A 17,131-nucleotide genomic window follows, 5' to 3' on the forward strand; every position below is an offset into this window, starting at 1 on the left:
TATGCTCTCAAAAAATATTTTACTAAGTTTATCAAAACCAGGAAGGTATATCAATAACGAATTAAATACTTATCACCGCACCTCTACAAAAGCGACTTTGAAGTTCTGTCTGGCCTATCCGGATATATATGAAGTAGGCATGAGTAATCTGGGATTTAGAATAATTTACGATATTCTTAATCAAGAACCAGAAGTTATCTGTGAACGCGTTTTTCTACCCTGGGTAGACTTGGAAGATTTTTTAAGGAAAAATAATATCACACTCTACTCTCTAGAATCAGAAATACCTTTATGCGATTTTGACATCTTAGGAATATCCATACAAACAGAATTAAATTATACAGGGGTTTTAAACTTGCTCAATTTAGGTAAAATACCTGTTTTTGCCACGGAAAGAAAAGAAGGGTTTCCTTTGGTTATAGCTGGGGGTAGTGCATGTTTTAATCCTGAACCATTGGCTGAATTCATAGATATTTTTGTGGTTGGGGAGGGGGAGGAGATAATTTTAGAGATAATAAATATTTGCAAAAATAGAATAAAAAATCTAAAACAAGAAAAAAAAGAAATTCTTATAGAACTTGCTCGTTTAGAAGGAATTTATGTCCCTTCTCTTTATAATGTTGAATATTTCCCTCAAGGAACAATAAAAGAATTTTATCCTCTTATTCCAAACATCCCACTAAAAATAAAAAGGAGAGTCATCCACGATTTAAATAATGCTTACTATCCTAAAAGAACAATCCTTCCCTACATCGAAATTATCCATGATCGCATCGGTATAGAAATTATGCGGGGGTGTCCCCATCGCTGTAGATTCTGTCAGGCAAGAAACATATATTATCCGAAACGCGAAAGAGATCCTGCGAAAATAAAGGAGTTGGCTTACCAAAATTTTCGCTCATCAGGTTATGAGGAAATAGCTTTATTATCTCTTTCCAGCCTTGACCACCGTGATATAGACGATATTTTTTCTACCTTAAATAGTATCTTCAGAAGTCAGGGCGTAGGCATATCTCTTTCTTCATTAAGAATTAATGCTGTGATGAAAAAAATAATAAAAGAATACCAAGGAACTTACCGTAGCGGTCTTACTTTCGCTCCTGAAGTAGGAAGTGAAAGACTACGCAGAATTATAAATAAAAACATTGATATAAATCTATTTTATGAAATTGTAGAAAACATCTTTAAGCTTGGATGGAGAGGCTTGAAACTTTATTTTATGATAGGACTACCCGAAGAGAAAGAAAAAGATCTTCAGGAAATTATAGAAATGGTGGATAAAATATTAGTGATCAAAAAAAGGAATCAAAATAATTCTGGGAAAATACGTCTAAGCTTCAATATTTTTATACCTAAACCTCACAGTACTTTTCAATGGCTTCCTATGGAAGAAGAGCATTTACTGAAAGAGAAAATAAAATATTTTAAAGAAAAAATAAGGAATAAATTAATAAAATATAATATAAGCAGTTGGGAGGAAAGTTGGTTAGAAGCTTTAATTTCAAGAGGAGATAGAAAATTGAGTAAGGTTATATTCAAGGCTTGGGAAAGAGGGGCAAAATTTGATGGTTGGAGAGAACAATTTAATTTTCCTATCTGGCAAAAGGCATTGGAAGAAACAAAAATAGACCCAAATTTTTATATCCACCGTAAAAGAACATTGGAAGAAATATTACCGTGGGATTTTATAGAAACGGGGGTTAAAAAAGAGGAGTTGGTTGCGGATTATAAAAATTTCGAAAAGTCTTTAGAGATTGACAGGATAACAATTTAGAGTTAAAATCTTTACAAACTTTATAATAAAAAGGAGGAGAAATGCTCGATAAAAGACTGGAAGAACTGTTAAGGATGACGGTAGAAGAAAAGGCTTCAGATTTACATTTAGGAACTGGTATGCCTCCGTATCTTCGTATAGACGAAAAACTTATTGCGGTAGGAAAAGAACCGCTTAATAGAGAAACAGTCAAAGAAATGGCCTATAGTTTAATAGACGAGAGACAAAGAGCCCAGTTTGAAGCAGAAAAGGAACTCGATATGTCTTTTGGAATCGAAGGCTGGAGCCGTTTCAGAGTCAATCTTTTCTATCAACGGGGAGATATCGGAGTTGCTATCCGTGCATTACCATATCATATTATGAGCATAGAAGAATGTGGATTACCGCCGGATATTATAAAAGATTTAATTACTAAGCCAAAAGGGTTGGTGTTGGTTACTGGAGCCACGGGGAGTGGAAAGTCTACGACGTTGGCGGCGATGATTGAAGAAATTAATCGAGAAAGAACATGCCACATTGTAACTATAGAAGATCCTATAGAATATGTCTATAAAAATAAAAAATCCATCATTGATCAACGGGAAGTAGGTTCCGATACATATTCCTTCTCCAGTGCTTTAAAACATGTTCTTCGTCAAGATCCCAATGTCATTCTTATTGGTGAAATGCGTGATCTGGAAACGATAGAAGCAGCTCTAAATATAGCAGAAACAGGTCATCTTGTATTAGCTACTCTTCATACCTCAGACGCAGTACAGACAATAAACCGCGTAATAGATGTTTTTCCGCAGTATCAACAGAATCAGGTAAGAATTCAATTATCCTTTGTCCTACTAGCAGTTTTATCACAACAATTAATCCCCCGCTTAGGAGGAAAAGGAAGGATCCTTGCTATAGAATTGTTAGTTGCTAACCATGCGGTACGTAGCCTCATCAGAGATGCTAAAGTACACCAGATATATTCTATAATCCAAACTAGCCAGAAAGAAGGCATGAAAACTATGAACCAGTCTCTTTATGAGCTCTACATCAACAAAATGATAACCATGGACGATGCCCTTTCAAGAACCTTAGATCCCGATGATTTAAAGAGGCTATTAGAAAAATAATGTTCACACTCAAGAAAAATTTTACAGCATTTATTCTGCTAACATTTTACATTGCTCCTATTTATATCCTGGCAGAGGAAAATCCAGAATTAAATTTTACCAGTGAACTAAGTAAAAATAGGATAAAAATGGGAGAAAACGTTATCCTTACTGTAACTATCTCAGGAGCGTATAAAGTTCCGCCGGAAATTAAACTACCCAATCTCTCAGATTTCACTATCATCTCATCTAATCAATATTCCTCTTATAATATCAAAGAAAAGAAATACGAAGCAAAGACCAAATATGAGATTCATCTTTTACCAAAAAAACCAGGAACTTTCTCTATCGGTCCCATAGAATTACACTACGCCCGTCAGGTATATAAAACGCAGATTCTTACGCTGGAAGTTTTACCATCTAAAGAATATGAAGAATCTCCTTTACCTAAAAAAGAAATTCCTTGGAAGGATAAAAAAGGCATCATTATTTAAATAGGAAACCCATGCTTAAAGAATTAAATAAAATAGTGGACAAGATAGTTTATCAATGCATGGGTTACCAAAGAGGAGAAAGGATTCTGATTATTACTGATGATAAATTGGTAAAAATTGCTAAAATTTTTTACGAAAGGATTAAAAACCTCGGCATAGAAATTTCGCTTATGTGTATACCCCCGCGTTCGGTTCACGGTGAAGAACCTCCTCCAGAAGTAACTTTCGCATTGAAAGCTACCAATGTAGCATTATTAATCACTTCTAGATCACTATCCCACACCTACGCAAGACAGTCTGCTTCAAAAAAATATGGCGTAAGAATAGCTTCGATGCCAGGAATAAATCTCGATATTCTTAAACGCAGTTTGAATCTAGATTACAAAGAACTTAGTAATAAAACCAATAGATTAGCAGTGGTTATAAACAGAGGTAAGAATATCAGGGTTAAGACAAAAAAGGGGACAGATGTAAATTTTTCTATAAAGGGGAGAAAAACTTTAGAAGATAATGGTTTATATATACAAAAGGGTGCATTTGGCAACTTACCTGCTGGAGAAGTGTGCATTGCCCCTTTAGAAGGAACTACGCAAGGAATACTTTTAATAGATGCGAGTTTTGCTATGTTAGGAAGATTGAGAAAGCCCATAGAATTAGAAGCTAAAAATGGAATTGTTGTGAAGATTAATGATACGAGATTGAAAAGATTATTATCGAGAATGGGAAAATCTGCTTTAAATATTGCAGAATTTGGCATTGGTTTAAATCCTAAGGCAATAATCTCTGGGAATATCCTTGAGGATGAAAAAGCTACAGGTACTGCCCATATTGCTTTAGGCGACAATCTTTCTTTTGGAGGTAGGACGAAAGCAAAATGTCATTTAGACGGAGTATTTCTAAACCCAGAGGTCTGGGTAGATGAAGAAAAAATAATATAATAATCTTTCTTCTTTTTTATTCTTCTCCATAAAAAATTAAACTTTCCCACGGCGTCACCCGTTATTTTTTATTAGGGCACAATGCCACGGGCATTTTTAAGACGCCGTGCATTTTCTATTTTATATAACACTTTCTTTGCAATTTTTATTACAATATTTTCACCGGGTGCCACCCGTTATTTTTATTAGGCACAATGCCACGGGCAATATTTAAGGCACCCAGGTATTTTTTTAATTATATTTTAAGCAAATTCCATACCAAAATAAAGAAAATCAAATAAACAAATGTTTAATATATATAAGTTATTGATAATAAACATACTTATAGAATAAGAACTTTCTTAAGCTAAATTCTTCTCTTATACCTGAGTTAGAAAAAGTTGGTTACTTTTTTTACTATTATCAACAAGCGAAAAAAATAATTTACATATACCTTCCGTAACTATATGATAATTAGATAAATAACCTAAAACAGAGAATAAGGAAATTGTAAATAAAAGTTTCCCTATATGTAATTTTTATTTCCTTTTTTCCCTTGACAAATATTCTCTTTATTAATATTATTATATCTAAAATCTATTCAATTAAAAAAGAAAGGAGCGAGATATGAAGAAAAAGGGGATAGTCGTTTGTTTTTTGTTCGCATTTATTTTTATTTCAGGATGCGCGAAGAAGAAAGAAGAAATTAGAATCTTTGAGCCTGAGGAATTTGAATCCGAAACCAAAGAAATCGAAACTATAAAAATAGTTCCTCCCGAAATAAGCACCTCACCATCTCCTACTCCTGAGGAGGAGAAAATATTACATAACCAAAAGATACAGAGGGCCTTAAAAATCAGCGGTTTCTACACTGGAGAAATTGACGGGAAAATTGGTCCTAAGACACGTGAAGCTATTCGTAAGTTCCAAGCAGCGAGAGGACTAAAGGTAGATGGTATAGTTGGACCTAAAACATGGCAAGAATTAGAGAAGGTTCTTGTCTCTCAACCCTCATCTTCTCAGTAATCTAACTGTTCATAGGAATAAAACTTTCTTGTTATTGAGGGACGATAAGATAATTTTGTCTTTCTTATATTCTCTAAACCCGAATCATCCATAGTATTGATAAACTTAAAATTCTTTAACCTTCTGCAGAATTCAGAAAACATATATTGAGCAATTCCCTTAAATCTAAAATCTACCACTTCCGCAAATATGCAAAAATTATCCTGATCTAAAGGGTACCCAAAGCTGTACCCTTTAATTTCACCTCCTATTTCCAATACAATACCTTCCAAATCTAATAATTCATAATCAGATAATAATCGACGTTGGGCAAAGAAATTATCTTCGATAAGCAAACGGTAATGTTCAGATTTATATTTCTTCAACCTATCTCCTGTCCACAATTCATATAGTTTAAGACACTCACTACCGTCTTTAGAAGTGAGTTCTCTAATTTTCGCAGGGTAGTTCTTATGAAAATAATTATAAGCACAACGCTGGGATTTAAAACCATCACCTTTTAGCTCTGCAATTTTTAAACTCTCATATATGTATTCTAAATTCACGCATTTTAATTTGAAATTATTCTGTTTAAAGAAATCAGAATAATGAACGGTAACGTTATCTATTCTCATATTTTTTCCCAAAAAACTTTTACCAAAATTGATGGCTTGAGGAGAAATTGTTTTACCAAGAGGAGGCAAAATAAGAAAAGAACTTTCTCCTTGCTTACAAAATACTAAAAGATTATTATCCACTACCTCCCAAAGTAAATAAGCAATGTTTCTCCAGCTATATAAATATTCAAAAGCGTAACTAAAATTTTTCCCATCTTCTGTTAAGAATTTATTAAAGAGTTCCTTGTCTTTTAAAGAAATCATTTTTAAATTTGTTTCTTTACCAAAAATTTTAGAGCTAATTTTATCTAGGATACCAAAAGTAAAAAAATTTGTATTATAATCCATTATTAATCCTGGATTTTGGTAAACTGTTTCGAAATTTTCTTCATTTTCTAAAATAGATTTCAGTCTTTTGGCAAAGTTAAGAAAAATATTCATATCTTTATCTCTTAAATATGGACATTGCAAATCTATCCCTAAGTGAACCTCTGTATAATCTTCGTTGTAAAATAAAACAAAAGGATACAACCTACAATCTAATGGTCTTTCATTATAGATTAAACATTTTTTCTGATTAGAATTAAAAAATGGACAGACATAAAAGTTTCTATTTTTGATACCTCTTAAATTAATGCCATAAGAATTAATAAAAGAAGGTAAAAATTTATAGCATTTATATTTATCAATCTCTCCTTTAAGTATAAAAGGAGCCCATGGACTAAATTCGTCTATAAAACGACAGCAGACTTCGCATTTTAGGCAGATTTCTTGGGGAATAAATTGAGGAATAAAGAAAGTTTCCATATAATATGTCTCATTACTTACTCTTTACAAGATATTTTATATATTATAAAATTAAATACAGAAGTTTTTCCATCTAAAAATTGCTTAAATATGAAACAGGATATAAAAAATTTAACTATTGAGGAATTGGTAAACTATCTATCCTTAAAAGGAGAAAAAACCTACCATGCTAAACAGATTGCTACTTGGATATACAAAAAGGATTTATACGATTTCACTAAGATGACCGATATATCTCTACAACTAAGAGAGAAGTTGATAAGCGATTTTTATATTGGGAAAATAAACTTAACCGAAGAAAAGATTTCGGAAATCGACTCTACGCGAAAATTTCTTTTTCAATTGAAAGACAACCGTCTAATCGAATCCGTACTTATCCCTAACATTAACCGCCTCACTGCCTGCATATCCACACAAATAGGGTGTAAATTTGGTTGTGTATTTTGTCTAAGCGGAGCAAGGGGTTTTATCCGTAATCTTTGTACCGGAGAAATTGTAAATCAACTACAATCAATTATCTATATTTTAAAAAATAGCAATAACTTACAAAAAGGAATTCTAAATCAAAGGGTTAATAATGTAGTGTTTATGGGGATGGGAGAACCTTTAGATAACTATAAAAATGTAATCAAAGCAATCAAAATTATCAACCATCCTTATGGTTTAAATATTGGCGCAAGAAAAATCACTATTTCGACATGCGGTTTACCTGAGGAAATAAAAAAACTCAGTCAGGAAAATATCCAGGTGGAACTATCTATTTCTCTTCACGCACCAACCGATAGCCTACGGAATAGATTAATGCCTATAAATAAAAAATTCTCCCTTAAGGAATTAATTCCTATCTGTAGAAAATATTCTCTGGATACGAAGCGCATAGTTACCTTTGAATATGTGCTAATAAAAGACGTAAATGATAGTAGAGAAAATTTAGAAGAATTGATAAAATTATTACAAGGTTTTAAATGGAAGGTAAATCTGATAATCTATAATCCTTCTAGAAAAATGAAATTTCAACCATCTTCTATGGAAAGAGCAATTTTGTTCCAAAAGGGATTAAAAATCGCTGGCATAATCGCTACCATAAGACAGTCTAAAGGAGAAGACATAGGAGCGGCTTGCGGACAACTTGCTCTAAGAATATAAAAACATGAAGAGAAAAATTATAATACCTATTATAATCGCATTACTATTACTAGGAGGGTGTCTCCCAAATCAGAAAACCACCAAAGAGTTAAAAAAGTGCCATACCGCAGATAAATTTATTCTACAAAATGGATTAACTATCGTCGCTAAAAAAACACACCATTATAATTTAATAAGCATAGAGCTACTTGTCAAAACAGGCTCAGCACGAGAAAGAGGCTATTTAGGCACAGGAATTTCTCATTTCTTAGAACATCTTATCTTTAAAGGAACTGAAAACTATACGACAGGAGAAATTGCCCGAAAGATAAAACTTCTGGGAGGGGAAATAAATGGTTTTACCAGCCATGATTATACTTCCTTTTGTATAACTGTCCCCAAAAACAATGTAGAAGAAGCACTAAACATTTTAATCAATTCGGTTTTAAAACCACAACTGAAGGAAGAAGATTTTGAAAAAGAACGTCAAGTAATATTAAAAGAAATGCTTATTGAAGAAGATGATCCTCAGCGGAAACTCTATCGGTTATTCTGGAACAACTTTTATCAAGCTCATCCCTACAAACATCCAATCATCGGTTATCCAGAATTGTTTTCACAATTAACTTTAGAAGACATCGTCACTTACCACAAGAGAAATTATATCCCCAATAACATTATTCTCAGTATCGCTGGAGATTTTGAAAATAGTTTTATTGAAAATGTAAGAAGGAAACTCTCCGAAATAGAAAGGGCTAAGGAAATAGAGCCTGTAAATATAACTGAACATTTCCATCTATCTCCTTACGACTATGAGGAAGAATACCCTACAAAACTAATGCATCTTATACTGGGGTTCCCCGGAATAGAAATTAATCATCCCGACCTTTACGCATTGGACCTATTAGCTACTATTCTTGGAGGAGGAAGAAGCTCGCGCTTATATGACAGAATGAAAATTAAGGAAAATCTTGCCTATACTATTTCTTGCTTTAATCACACTCCTAAGGAAAAAGGAATATTAGGAATATATGTAACTGGAGAATACAAAAACAAAGAAAAAATTATTGAACATGTGTTGGAAGAAATAGAAAAGATTAAAAAACAAACCATTTCCTACCGTGAGCTTAATAAAGCGAAGAACATATTATTAAACCAATTTTATCTTGCCCACGAAACAGTAGAGGATCAAGCACACCAGCTAGCAATTGGAGAATTATTTACAGGCCAACCGGAATTCTATTCTTTCTACATAGAAAAAATTAAAAAAGTTAGCCCACAAGAGTTAAAAATAATCACATATAAATATCTACTTAGAGATAGTTTGGTGGTTGTTTCTCTGAAACCCTCAGGAAATTATGAACATAGAGATAAAAATCAAAAAACTAACGAAGATATCGGAAATATAGAAAAAATTAATCTTAAGAACGGATTAACTCTGTTGATTAAAGAAGAACATTTTTCCCCCACTATCTATATCAACGCAGTTTTTCTAGGAGGATTGAGATTAGAGAGTAAAGAAAATAATGGAATTTTTAATCTTTTAGCAAATCTTCTTCTGAAAGGAACAAATAATAAAACTGCAGAAGAAATTAATCGCCTTATAGAAGAAAATGGGGGGAGTTTAGAAACCTTCAGTGGGATAAATAGTATAGGCATATCTATAAATATTAATAGTAAAAACATCCGCAAGGGAATTCGCTTGCTTTCAGAAATAATTAAATATGCAAATTTTCCAGAAAAGGAATTGGAAAAAGAAAAGAAACAAATACTAGCAAGAATAAAAGAGAGAGAGAAGAAGACCCTGTGATGTACGCAATTAAACTTGTTAAACATACTCTCTTCACTACTCATCCATACGGCATGGATGTCTTAGGAGAGAAAGAAACCATCGAAAAGATTAAAAGAGAAGATATTGTTAACTTATACCATAAAATATTTAATCCTAAAAACTGTGTAATTGCTATCTGGGGAGACTTTAACAAAAAAGATGTATTAAAAGAACTTAAAAGTTGTTTCTCCCGTTGGAAACCAGCAGAGAATTTCCTTGCATTAAAAAGCACAAAAGAATCTCCTATAGATAAACCTCAAATAAAAAAAGAAATAACAGAGAAAAAACAAGCGATAGTTGCTTTAGGTTTCCAAACCGTTTCAATCTATGACCCACACAAATTTGTCTTTGAAGTCCTGGAAAACATGTTGAGCGGATTGGGAAATAGACTGTCTGAAAAAATTAGAGAAAATTTTGGTCTGGTTTATTTTGTTGATGCTTACAATACTACAGGACTGGATACAGGATATTTCATTATAATAGCTTCTACCGATAAAAGTAACTCAGAAAGGGTAAAAGAATTAATTTTTGAAGAAATTGAGAAAATTAAAAATTCTGGTTTTTCTAATGAGGAATTGGTTCGTTCTAAGGCATATCTAATCGGCAGAAAAAATAGATCATTACAGACCAAAAAAAATTCTGCTCTTATTAGTTCATTACATGAAATCTATGGACTGGGATTTGATTATTACAAAGACTACGAAGAAAAAATAGGATTGGTATCACAAAAGGAAATAAATAGTATTTTAGAAACATATTTCAAAGATAATAATTATGTACTAGTTGAGTTATTACCAAAGGATTAGAATATAAATTGAATATGTTCAGTACTTGTGGTAAAATTATTCCAATGGAAGATAATAATTTTATTCGCCCTCCTTATGTAGCAGGACAATTTTATCCAGGCCAAAAAGAACCTCTGATTAAACTTCTTGATAAGTTAATTGAGCATGATATTTCCAAAGAAAAAATCATGGGAATTGTATCTCCTCATGCCGGTTATATTTACTCCGGCCCTGTTGCCGGAGCTGGCTTTTCCAAAGTCATTATTCCCGAAAAAATAGTCCTCATAGGCCCTAACCATAGCGGTCTGGGAAAATCCTTTAGCCTTATGCCTGAAGGAAAGTGGATTACCCCCTTGGGAGAAGTATCTGTCGATAAAGAAATTACATCTCATATTCTGGAAACCTCACGCTATTTAGAAAGAGATTATCTTGCCCATAAATACGAACATTCTCTAGAGGTGCAAATTCCTTTTATCCAATATCTTAAGAAAGATTTCTCCATCATTCCCATAATTATAAGTGAAGCGCCTTTATCTCTTTATCAAGATTTAGGAAAGGAATTAGCGCAGATATTGAAACCTTGGCAAAAGAATATTCTCATAGTTGCCTCTTCAGATATGACTCATTATGAAAGTCGTAAAGTAGCAGAACAGAAAGATAAACTTGCCATTGATGCTATAATTTCTCTAGATGAAGATTTGCTCTACGAACAGGTTAACAAATATAATATAAGTATGTGTGGATATGCTCCTTGCATTGTCATGCTTGCTACATTAAAAAACTGGGGAGCAAAATCTGCGAGTTTAATAAAATATCAAACAAGCGGTGATGTTTCCGGAGAATATACCTCAGTAGTAGGATACGCTAGTATAATTGTTAAATAATGGAAAACGAAGGAAAAAAAATAGACAGTGATTGGAAAGAACAGGTAGAAAAAGAGAAACATCAATATTCTGAGCATCAAAATGATCAGTCTTCGGCAGCGAATTTCAACTTTTTTATCACTAGCCTCGCGATGCAGGCAATGATAGCAATGGGAGAAATAGAAAACCCCGTTACAAATAGAAAAGAGAAGGACCTTAATCAAGCAAAATATCTTATTGACATCCTGGGAATACTTAAAGAAAAAACAGAGAATAATCTTAATGAAGAAGAGAACAACTTGCTGGATAATCTCTTATATCAGTTAAGAACAACCTTTATAAAAATTTCCAATAAAAAATGAAATATTTTATCCCTTTGCTAAGAATATTGGTAAGTATTTTTTTTATTGTCGTACTTATATTTATTATGCGTAATAAACTGCATGAATTATCAGTTTATTTAAAACAGACGAAGGCAACATACTTTCTATATGCGGTATTGTTATTTCTGTTTATCATTGTAATCCTTTCCATTAGGCTAAAGAAAATAATGGAATTTCAAGAACTATCTCTTCCGCTAAGTAACGTTGTATATCTAAGCCTCATCGGATTCTTCTTCAATAACTTTCTTCCCACTTCTGTAGCAGGGGACTTTGTTAAAGCCTACTACACTGCACGATATACCAATAGAACGATGGAATCTTATACCTCCATTATTGTAGACCGTATTTTTGGCATTTTTGCCTTCGTATTCATAACAGTTATAGCTTTGTTCTTGGCAGATAGAAATATAAAAAAACCCATAGTAACCAATTCTATAGTAAGCCTTGTTATAATTTCTCTTTGCTTAATATTGGTATTATCAAACGACAATTTTACAAAGCGTTTACATAAACTCTTAGAAAAAATAAAACTTCTCACAATAAGCAGTACATTACAGCATTTTTTCAAAACTGTAAGCAGATACAATAAGAATTATAGAATCATATTTTTTGCATTCTATACTTCTGTGCTTTCCCAAATTATATCTACTTTAGTAGTAGCCATCCTTGCCAAAGGATTGTCTATAGAAATACCTCTGATGTTGTTATTCTTGACATTGCCTATAATTACTACTGTAAGCATGCTACCTTCTCTCAATGGCCTAGGGATTAGAGAAAGTGCTTATGTATTTTTATTAGGAAATTATATAGGAAAAGAAAAGGCATTTGCTCTATCTATTCTTTGGTTGGGGATAATACTTTTAGTAAGTTTTTTTGGAGGAATAGCTTATTTATTCAAAGATTTTCTTTTAAATAAAAAAGGGGAAGTTAATGTTAGATAAAAGATTACTCGAGATACTTGCTTGTCCTTCTTGCAAGGGAGATTTAGAATTAGAAGGAGAAAAAATTGTCTGTAAAAAATGCAATTTAAAATATCCTATCAGAAACGGAATACCTATAATGTTAATTGAAGAAGCAGAGAAATAGGAGGAGGTAAGATATGCTTAAAATCTTAGTTATTCATGGACCGAATCTCAATCTCTTAGGAAAACGCCAACCAGAGATTTATGGAAGATTCAGTATTAAGCAAATCAATGATGCCCTTAGAAAAATGGCAAAAGAAAAAAGAGTTAAGTTAGATATAATTCAAACGAACCACGAAGGCGAAATCATAGGAATTATTGGAGAAGCAAAAAAGAGATTTGATGGGCTTATAATTAATCCTGCTGCCTATACCCATACAAGTGTAGCCATAAGAGATGCTTTGGAAGCAGTTAAAATTCCCGCGGTAGAAGTCCACCTATCTAATATCTACGCTAGAGAAGATTTCCGTCATAAATCGCTCGTTGCTCCAGTTGTCGTTGGACAAATAACTGGCTTCGGTCCACGTAGCTATCTCTTAGCTCTAGAAGCAATCATTTATCTCATTCAGCAGAAGTAAAATATAAACAAGTCCCCAAAATGAAACGCATTAAAAAAATAGATACCATTTTAGCACAAAAAAAATTAGATGCCTTTCTGATTACCAAACAGGTAAATGTAGAGTACATCTCTGGTTTTTCAGGCGATGATGCCCTTTTATTAATAGTTCCGGGAAAATTAAATTTAATTATTACTGATGGGCGCTTTATTCAAGAAGCTTCTAAATTAACAGACTTCACACCGGAAATAACAAACCAAAAAATAACGGGGTTTCTTGCTTCGAAACTCAGGAAATTGCATCTTAAACGAGTTGGATTCGAAAGTAATGGTTTAACCTATGGACAATATAATTTATTAAAAGAAGCGTGTTATAAAAACACAGAGTTGATTCCATTGGATAACATCATTGAAGAAATGCGTATGATTAAAGACAAAGAGGAAATTAGAATAATTAAACAAGCCATAAATATTTCGATTATTGCTTTTGAAAATCTTTTTTCAGAATTGACTCCCGGCTATTCAGAAAATACGATTGCTAATCGTTTAGAATACCTAATACGAGCCCAAGGGGCAGAGTGTTCCTCCTTTAAAATTATCGTGGCTACCGGTAGTAACACCTCTTATCCCCATGCAGTCCCCAGCTCTAAGAAATGGAGGATAGAAGAACCTCTTCTTATCGATTGGGGAGCCCGGCTAAAAGGATATAATTGCGACTTGACAAGGACGATATTTTCTTATAAAATTAACCCTATTCATAAAAGGATTTATAAAATTCTATCCGAGGTACAGGAAAAAGCAATTTCTTTTATAAAACCAGGAATAGAAGCAAGAAGAATTGATATCCTTATCCGAAAATATCTCAAAAAATATAAAATAGATAAGCTTTTTCTCCATAGTTCAGGTCATGGAGTAGGTAAAGAAGTTCACGAACCTCCATGGATTTCGCAACAAAACGAAACAGTATTGAGAGAAAATATGTTATTTACGATAGAGCCAGGAATATATTTAAAGGGTAAATATGGTATGCGCATAGAAGACATGGTATGGGTCAGATCGCATGGTTGCGAAATCATCAGCAGTAAATTAAAAAAAATATATATTAAGGAATAAATGATTAATACAAACCAATTCAAAACAGGGTTAACTTTATTAATTGAAGGAGAGGTATATTCTATAGTTGACTACGAACATGTAAAACCCGGTAAAGGAAGCGCCTTTGTAAGAACAAAACTCCGTAATCTAAAAACCCAAGCAGTGATAGAAAGAACTTACAGAGCAGGAGAGAAATTTGAAGAAGCATTTGTGGAAGAAAAAAAACTGAATTTCTTATATCGCTCAGGAGACCTTTTCTATTTCATGGACGAAGAAACCTATGAGCAGAAAGCAATTACCAAAGATGAATTAAAAGATAGTATAAATTATATAAAAGAGAACACGCCGGTTAGCGTGTCTTACTTTGACAACAAAATCATCTCGGTAAACCCTCCTAATTTTGTAGAACTAAAGGTAATTTATACGGAACCGGGAATAAAAGGTGATACCGCAAAATCCACTTACAAACCCGCTACTTTGGAAACAGGATACATCATACAAGTTCCTCTTTTTATTCAGAACGGCGATATCGTCAAAGTTGATACTCGAACAGGAGAATATGTAGCCAGAATAGGCTAAATTTTGTATCAAAAAAGGAGAGGGAAGAAATGGACATTAAGGAAATTAAAGAACTAATTGCGTTAATGAACGAACATAACCTTCTCGAGATAGAGATAGAAAAAGAAGGGAAAAAAATCCGTCTGAAAAAAGATTCTTTGCATGGTCCCACTAATAATGTAGTAATGAAAGAAACGTTACAAAAATCAGCACATAACAATTTTTTAGCTAACAACGCTTCAAAAATGGAAATGCCTATTTCAACATCAAAGATTGTACAAGTCAAATCTCCAATGATTGGAACATTCTATCGCGCTCCCCATCCAGATTCTCCACCTTTTGTAGAAATAGGAGATATTGTAGAACCTGGACAAGTAATCTGTATTATAGAAGCAATGAAATTGATGAATGAAATAAAGGCTGAGATAAAAGGAAAAATTTCTGAAATATTGATAAATAACGGCGATCCAGTCGAATTTGGACAACCATTATTCTTAATTGAACAGATATAGATGTTTTCAAAAATCTTAATTGCCAATCGAGGAGAAATTGCCCTGAGGATAATTCGTGCCTGCAAAGAGATGGGAATACGTACTGTCGCAGTTTACTCCGAAGCAGATGCGGATGCCCTACATACGAGGCTTGCCGACGAAGCAATATGCATAGGTCCTGCCAACCCGAAAGAAAGCTATCTCAACATACCAAATATCATCTCAGCAGCGGAGATAACTGATGTGGAAGCAATACATCCCGGTTACGGTTTCCTAGCAGAAAATGCACATTTCGCAGAGATTTGTCAATCCTGCCAAATTACGTTTATTGGACCAACTTCTGACAACATCCGTCTTATGGGAGATAAATTATTAGCAAAAGAGACAATACGAAAAGCAGGAATCCCTGTTCTTCCAGGAAGTTTTGGTGTAGTAAAAAATAAAGAGGATGCGTTAAAAACTGCTCAACAGATAAAATATCCGGTGATAATAAAATCAGCTGGTGGAGGTGGTGGAAGAGGTATGCGCATCTGTCATAACGACATACGTCTCGTAAGCTCCCTCTTAACCTGCAAAACCGAATCTGAAGCTTCTTTCGGTAGAGCAGATGTCTATATTGAGAAATATATTCCCCGCGCACGCCATATAGAAGTTCAGATACTGGCTGATAAATATGGAAAAGTAATTTATCTTGGAGAAAGAGAATGTAGCATACAAAGACGCTATCAAAAACTAATTGAAGAATCCCCTTCCCCAGTCATCACTCATAAAATGCGTAAAAAACTAGGAGAGTGGGCAGTAAAAGGAGCAAAAGCAATAAATTACACTAACGTCGGAACGATGGAATTCTTACTTGACGAAGAAGGTAATTTTTATTTTATGGAAATGAATACAAGAATCCAAGTTGAACATCCGGTAACGGAGATGGTAACCGGTATAGATATAGTAAAAGAGCAGATTAAATTGGCTGCAGGCGAAAAACTGAATCTTAAACAGGATGATTTAAGAATAAACGGATGGGCAATAGAATGTCGAATAAATGCAGAAGATCCGGATAACAATTTCTTACCATCACCAGGTAGAATTAATACCTACATTCCACCAGGTGGTTTCGGAGTCAGGATAGATAGTACGGTCTATCCCGGCTACGATGTACCTCCTAACTACGACCCACTATTAGCAAAATTGATTGTCCATGGTAAAACACGTATAGAGACGATAAAAATTATGCAACGGGCTTTAGAGGAATTTACTATAGAACCTATTAAAACCACCTTGCCTTTTTACCGAACTGTTTTTTCAAATCCAGAATTCATGGAAGGGAAATTCTACACAGATTTTGTAAACAAGTTATTAGGAATGGAGGCGGAATGAAGAAAAAAATATTTTGGAGTCTACACGAGGAAGAAACCAAAGACGAACATGGTTTTCTAAAAATAAACAATAAAGTAATCGCCTCTATAGCCCATATTGCTGCTTTAGAAGTTGGAGGAGTTGCGAGGATAGGAAAAAACATTTTACATAATATAAAGGCACTTTTATCTAGAAAGTTATATCATCGTGGAGTATTTGTGGAATTCAATAATGAGAATGAGTTAATAATCACTTTATACATCGTTGCAGAATACGGCGCTAATCTCTCAGAGCTGGCAAATGGAGTACAGCATAGTGTGCGTTCGGCTTTAGAAAAGATGGCGGATATAATCCCTTCGGAAGTAAATGTAGTAATTCAAAAAGTAGAAAAACACAAATAAATTTCTCATCAGAAGAAAGGGGAGGG

General features: G+C 33.5%; 18 protein-coding genes and 1 pseudogene. 18 read left to right on the forward strand and 1 reads right to left on the reverse strand.

Features of this window, described 5'->3' with window-relative positions; translation table 11 throughout:
* The first annotated feature begins 1 nt into the window (after position 1).
* From NC818_03075 to NC818_03095, 5 genes and pseudogenes are all read left to right on the forward strand, one after another.
* Entirely contained in the window at positions 2-1,774 is a 1,773-nt protein-coding gene (locus NC818_03075) for a TIGR03960 family B12-binding radical SAM protein (protein MCM8783747.1), read from the forward strand.
* Positions 1,775-1,815: 41 nt separating this feature from the next.
* A complete protein-coding gene (locus NC818_03080; protein ID MCM8783748.1) occupies positions 1,816-2,883 on the forward strand; it encodes a type IV pilus twitching motility protein PilT in 1,068 nt (355 codons plus the stop codon).
* Positions 2,883-3,356 (forward strand): BatD family protein, encoded by a 474-nt coding sequence (locus NC818_03085; protein MCM8783749.1) that lies wholly within the window; start codon positions 2,883-2,885, stop codon positions 3,354-3,356. The genes NC818_03080 and NC818_03085 overlap by 1 nt, the downstream gene beginning before the upstream one ends.
* A gap of 11 nt (positions 3,357-3,367) precedes the next feature.
* Positions 3,368-4,294 carry an aminopeptidase gene (locus NC818_03090; GenBank protein ID MCM8783750.1) on the forward strand — a complete coding sequence of 309 codons (927 nt, stop codon included), beginning with the start codon at positions 3,368-3,370 and terminating at the stop codon, positions 4,292-4,294.
* Between the two features lie 858 nt (positions 4,295-5,152).
* A pseudogene (locus NC818_03095) lies at positions 5,153-5,299 on the forward strand (peptidoglycan-binding protein).
* Here the strand turns inward: NC818_03095 and NC818_03100 are convergent.
* Positions 5,293-6,702 (reverse strand): phosphatidylglycerol lysyltransferase domain-containing protein, encoded by a 1,410-nt coding sequence (locus NC818_03100; protein MCM8783751.1) that lies wholly within the window; start codon positions 6,700-6,702, stop codon positions 5,293-5,295. The pseudogene NC818_03095 and the gene NC818_03100 sit on opposite strands and share 7 nt — an antisense overlap.
* Positions 6,703-6,792: 90 nt before the next feature.
* Between NC818_03100 and rlmN the strand changes: the two genes are divergently transcribed.
* The 13 genes from rlmN (at position 6,793) to NC818_03165 (ending at position 17,105) form a co-directional block, all read left to right on the forward strand.
* Positions 6,793-7,848, forward strand: coding sequence for a 23S rRNA (adenine(2503)-C(2))-methyltransferase RlmN (rlmN, locus tag NC818_03105; protein MCM8783752.1), 1,056 nt, complete (start codon positions 6,793-6,795; stop codon positions 7,846-7,848).
* 4 nt (positions 7,849-7,852) lie between these two features.
* Entirely contained in the window at positions 7,853-9,637 is a 1,785-nt protein-coding gene (locus tag NC818_03110; protein MCM8783753.1) for an insulinase family protein, read from the forward strand.
* On the forward strand, positions 9,637-10,464 hold the full coding sequence (locus NC818_03115; GenBank protein ID MCM8783754.1) for an insulinase family protein: 828 nt from the start codon (positions 9,637-9,639) through the stop codon (positions 10,462-10,464). The genes NC818_03110 and NC818_03115 overlap by 1 nt, the downstream gene beginning before the upstream one ends.
* A gap of 44 nt (positions 10,465-10,508) precedes the next feature.
* On the forward strand, positions 10,509-11,327 hold the full coding sequence (gene amrB, locus NC818_03120) for an AmmeMemoRadiSam system protein B (GenBank protein MCM8783755.1): 819 nt from the start codon (positions 10,509-10,511) through the stop codon (positions 11,325-11,327).
* Positions 11,327-11,668 carry a DUF1844 domain-containing protein gene (locus tag NC818_03125; GenBank protein ID MCM8783756.1) on the forward strand — a complete coding sequence of 114 codons (342 nt, stop codon included), beginning with the start codon at positions 11,327-11,329 and terminating at the stop codon, positions 11,666-11,668. Before amrB ends, NC818_03125 begins: the two co-directional genes overlap by 1 nt.
* Positions 11,669-11,733: 65 nt before the next feature.
* Complete coding sequence (locus NC818_03130; protein ID MCM8783757.1) at positions 11,734-12,630, forward strand: flippase-like domain-containing protein; 897 nt, start codon at positions 11,734-11,736, stop codon at positions 12,628-12,630.
* Positions 12,620-12,775: a Trm112 family protein gene (locus NC818_03135; protein MCM8783758.1), complete on the forward strand. Its 156-nt coding sequence runs from the start codon at positions 12,620-12,622 to the stop codon at positions 12,773-12,775. Before NC818_03130 ends, NC818_03135 begins: the two co-directional genes overlap by 11 nt.
* Before the next feature lie 13 nt (positions 12,776-12,788).
* Positions 12,789-13,229 (forward strand): type II 3-dehydroquinate dehydratase, encoded by a 441-nt coding sequence (gene aroQ, locus NC818_03140; GenBank protein MCM8783759.1) that lies wholly within the window; start codon positions 12,789-12,791, stop codon positions 13,227-13,229.
* A 20-nt stretch (positions 13,230-13,249) separates the two neighbouring features.
* Entirely contained in the window at positions 13,250-14,320 is a 1,071-nt protein-coding gene (locus NC818_03145) for a Xaa-Pro peptidase family protein (protein ID MCM8783760.1), read from the forward strand.
* Entirely contained in the window at positions 14,321-14,881 is a 561-nt protein-coding gene (efp, locus tag NC818_03150) for an elongation factor P (GenBank protein MCM8783761.1), read from the forward strand.
* Between the two features lie 29 nt (positions 14,882-14,910).
* Positions 14,911-15,372, forward strand: a complete 462-nt coding sequence (gene accB, locus NC818_03155) for an acetyl-CoA carboxylase biotin carboxyl carrier protein (protein ID MCM8783762.1) — start codon at positions 14,911-14,913, stop codon at positions 15,370-15,372.
* Complete coding sequence (gene accC / locus NC818_03160; GenBank protein ID MCM8783763.1) at positions 15,373-16,725, forward strand: acetyl-CoA carboxylase biotin carboxylase subunit; 1,353 nt, start codon at positions 15,373-15,375, stop codon at positions 16,723-16,725.
* Positions 16,722-17,105 carry an Asp23/Gls24 family envelope stress response protein gene (locus NC818_03165; GenBank protein MCM8783764.1) on the forward strand — a complete coding sequence of 128 codons (384 nt, stop codon included), beginning with the start codon at positions 16,722-16,724 and terminating at the stop codon, positions 17,103-17,105. The genes accC and NC818_03165 overlap by 4 nt, the downstream gene beginning before the upstream one ends.
* Positions 17,106-17,131 lie beyond the last annotated feature (26 nt).

The sequence above is a fragment of the Candidatus Omnitrophota bacterium genome, assembly GCA_023819145.1.
In the GTDB taxonomy this organism is placed as follows: Bacteria; Omnitrophota; Gorgyraeia; order DTHP01; family DTHP01; genus JBFWKV01.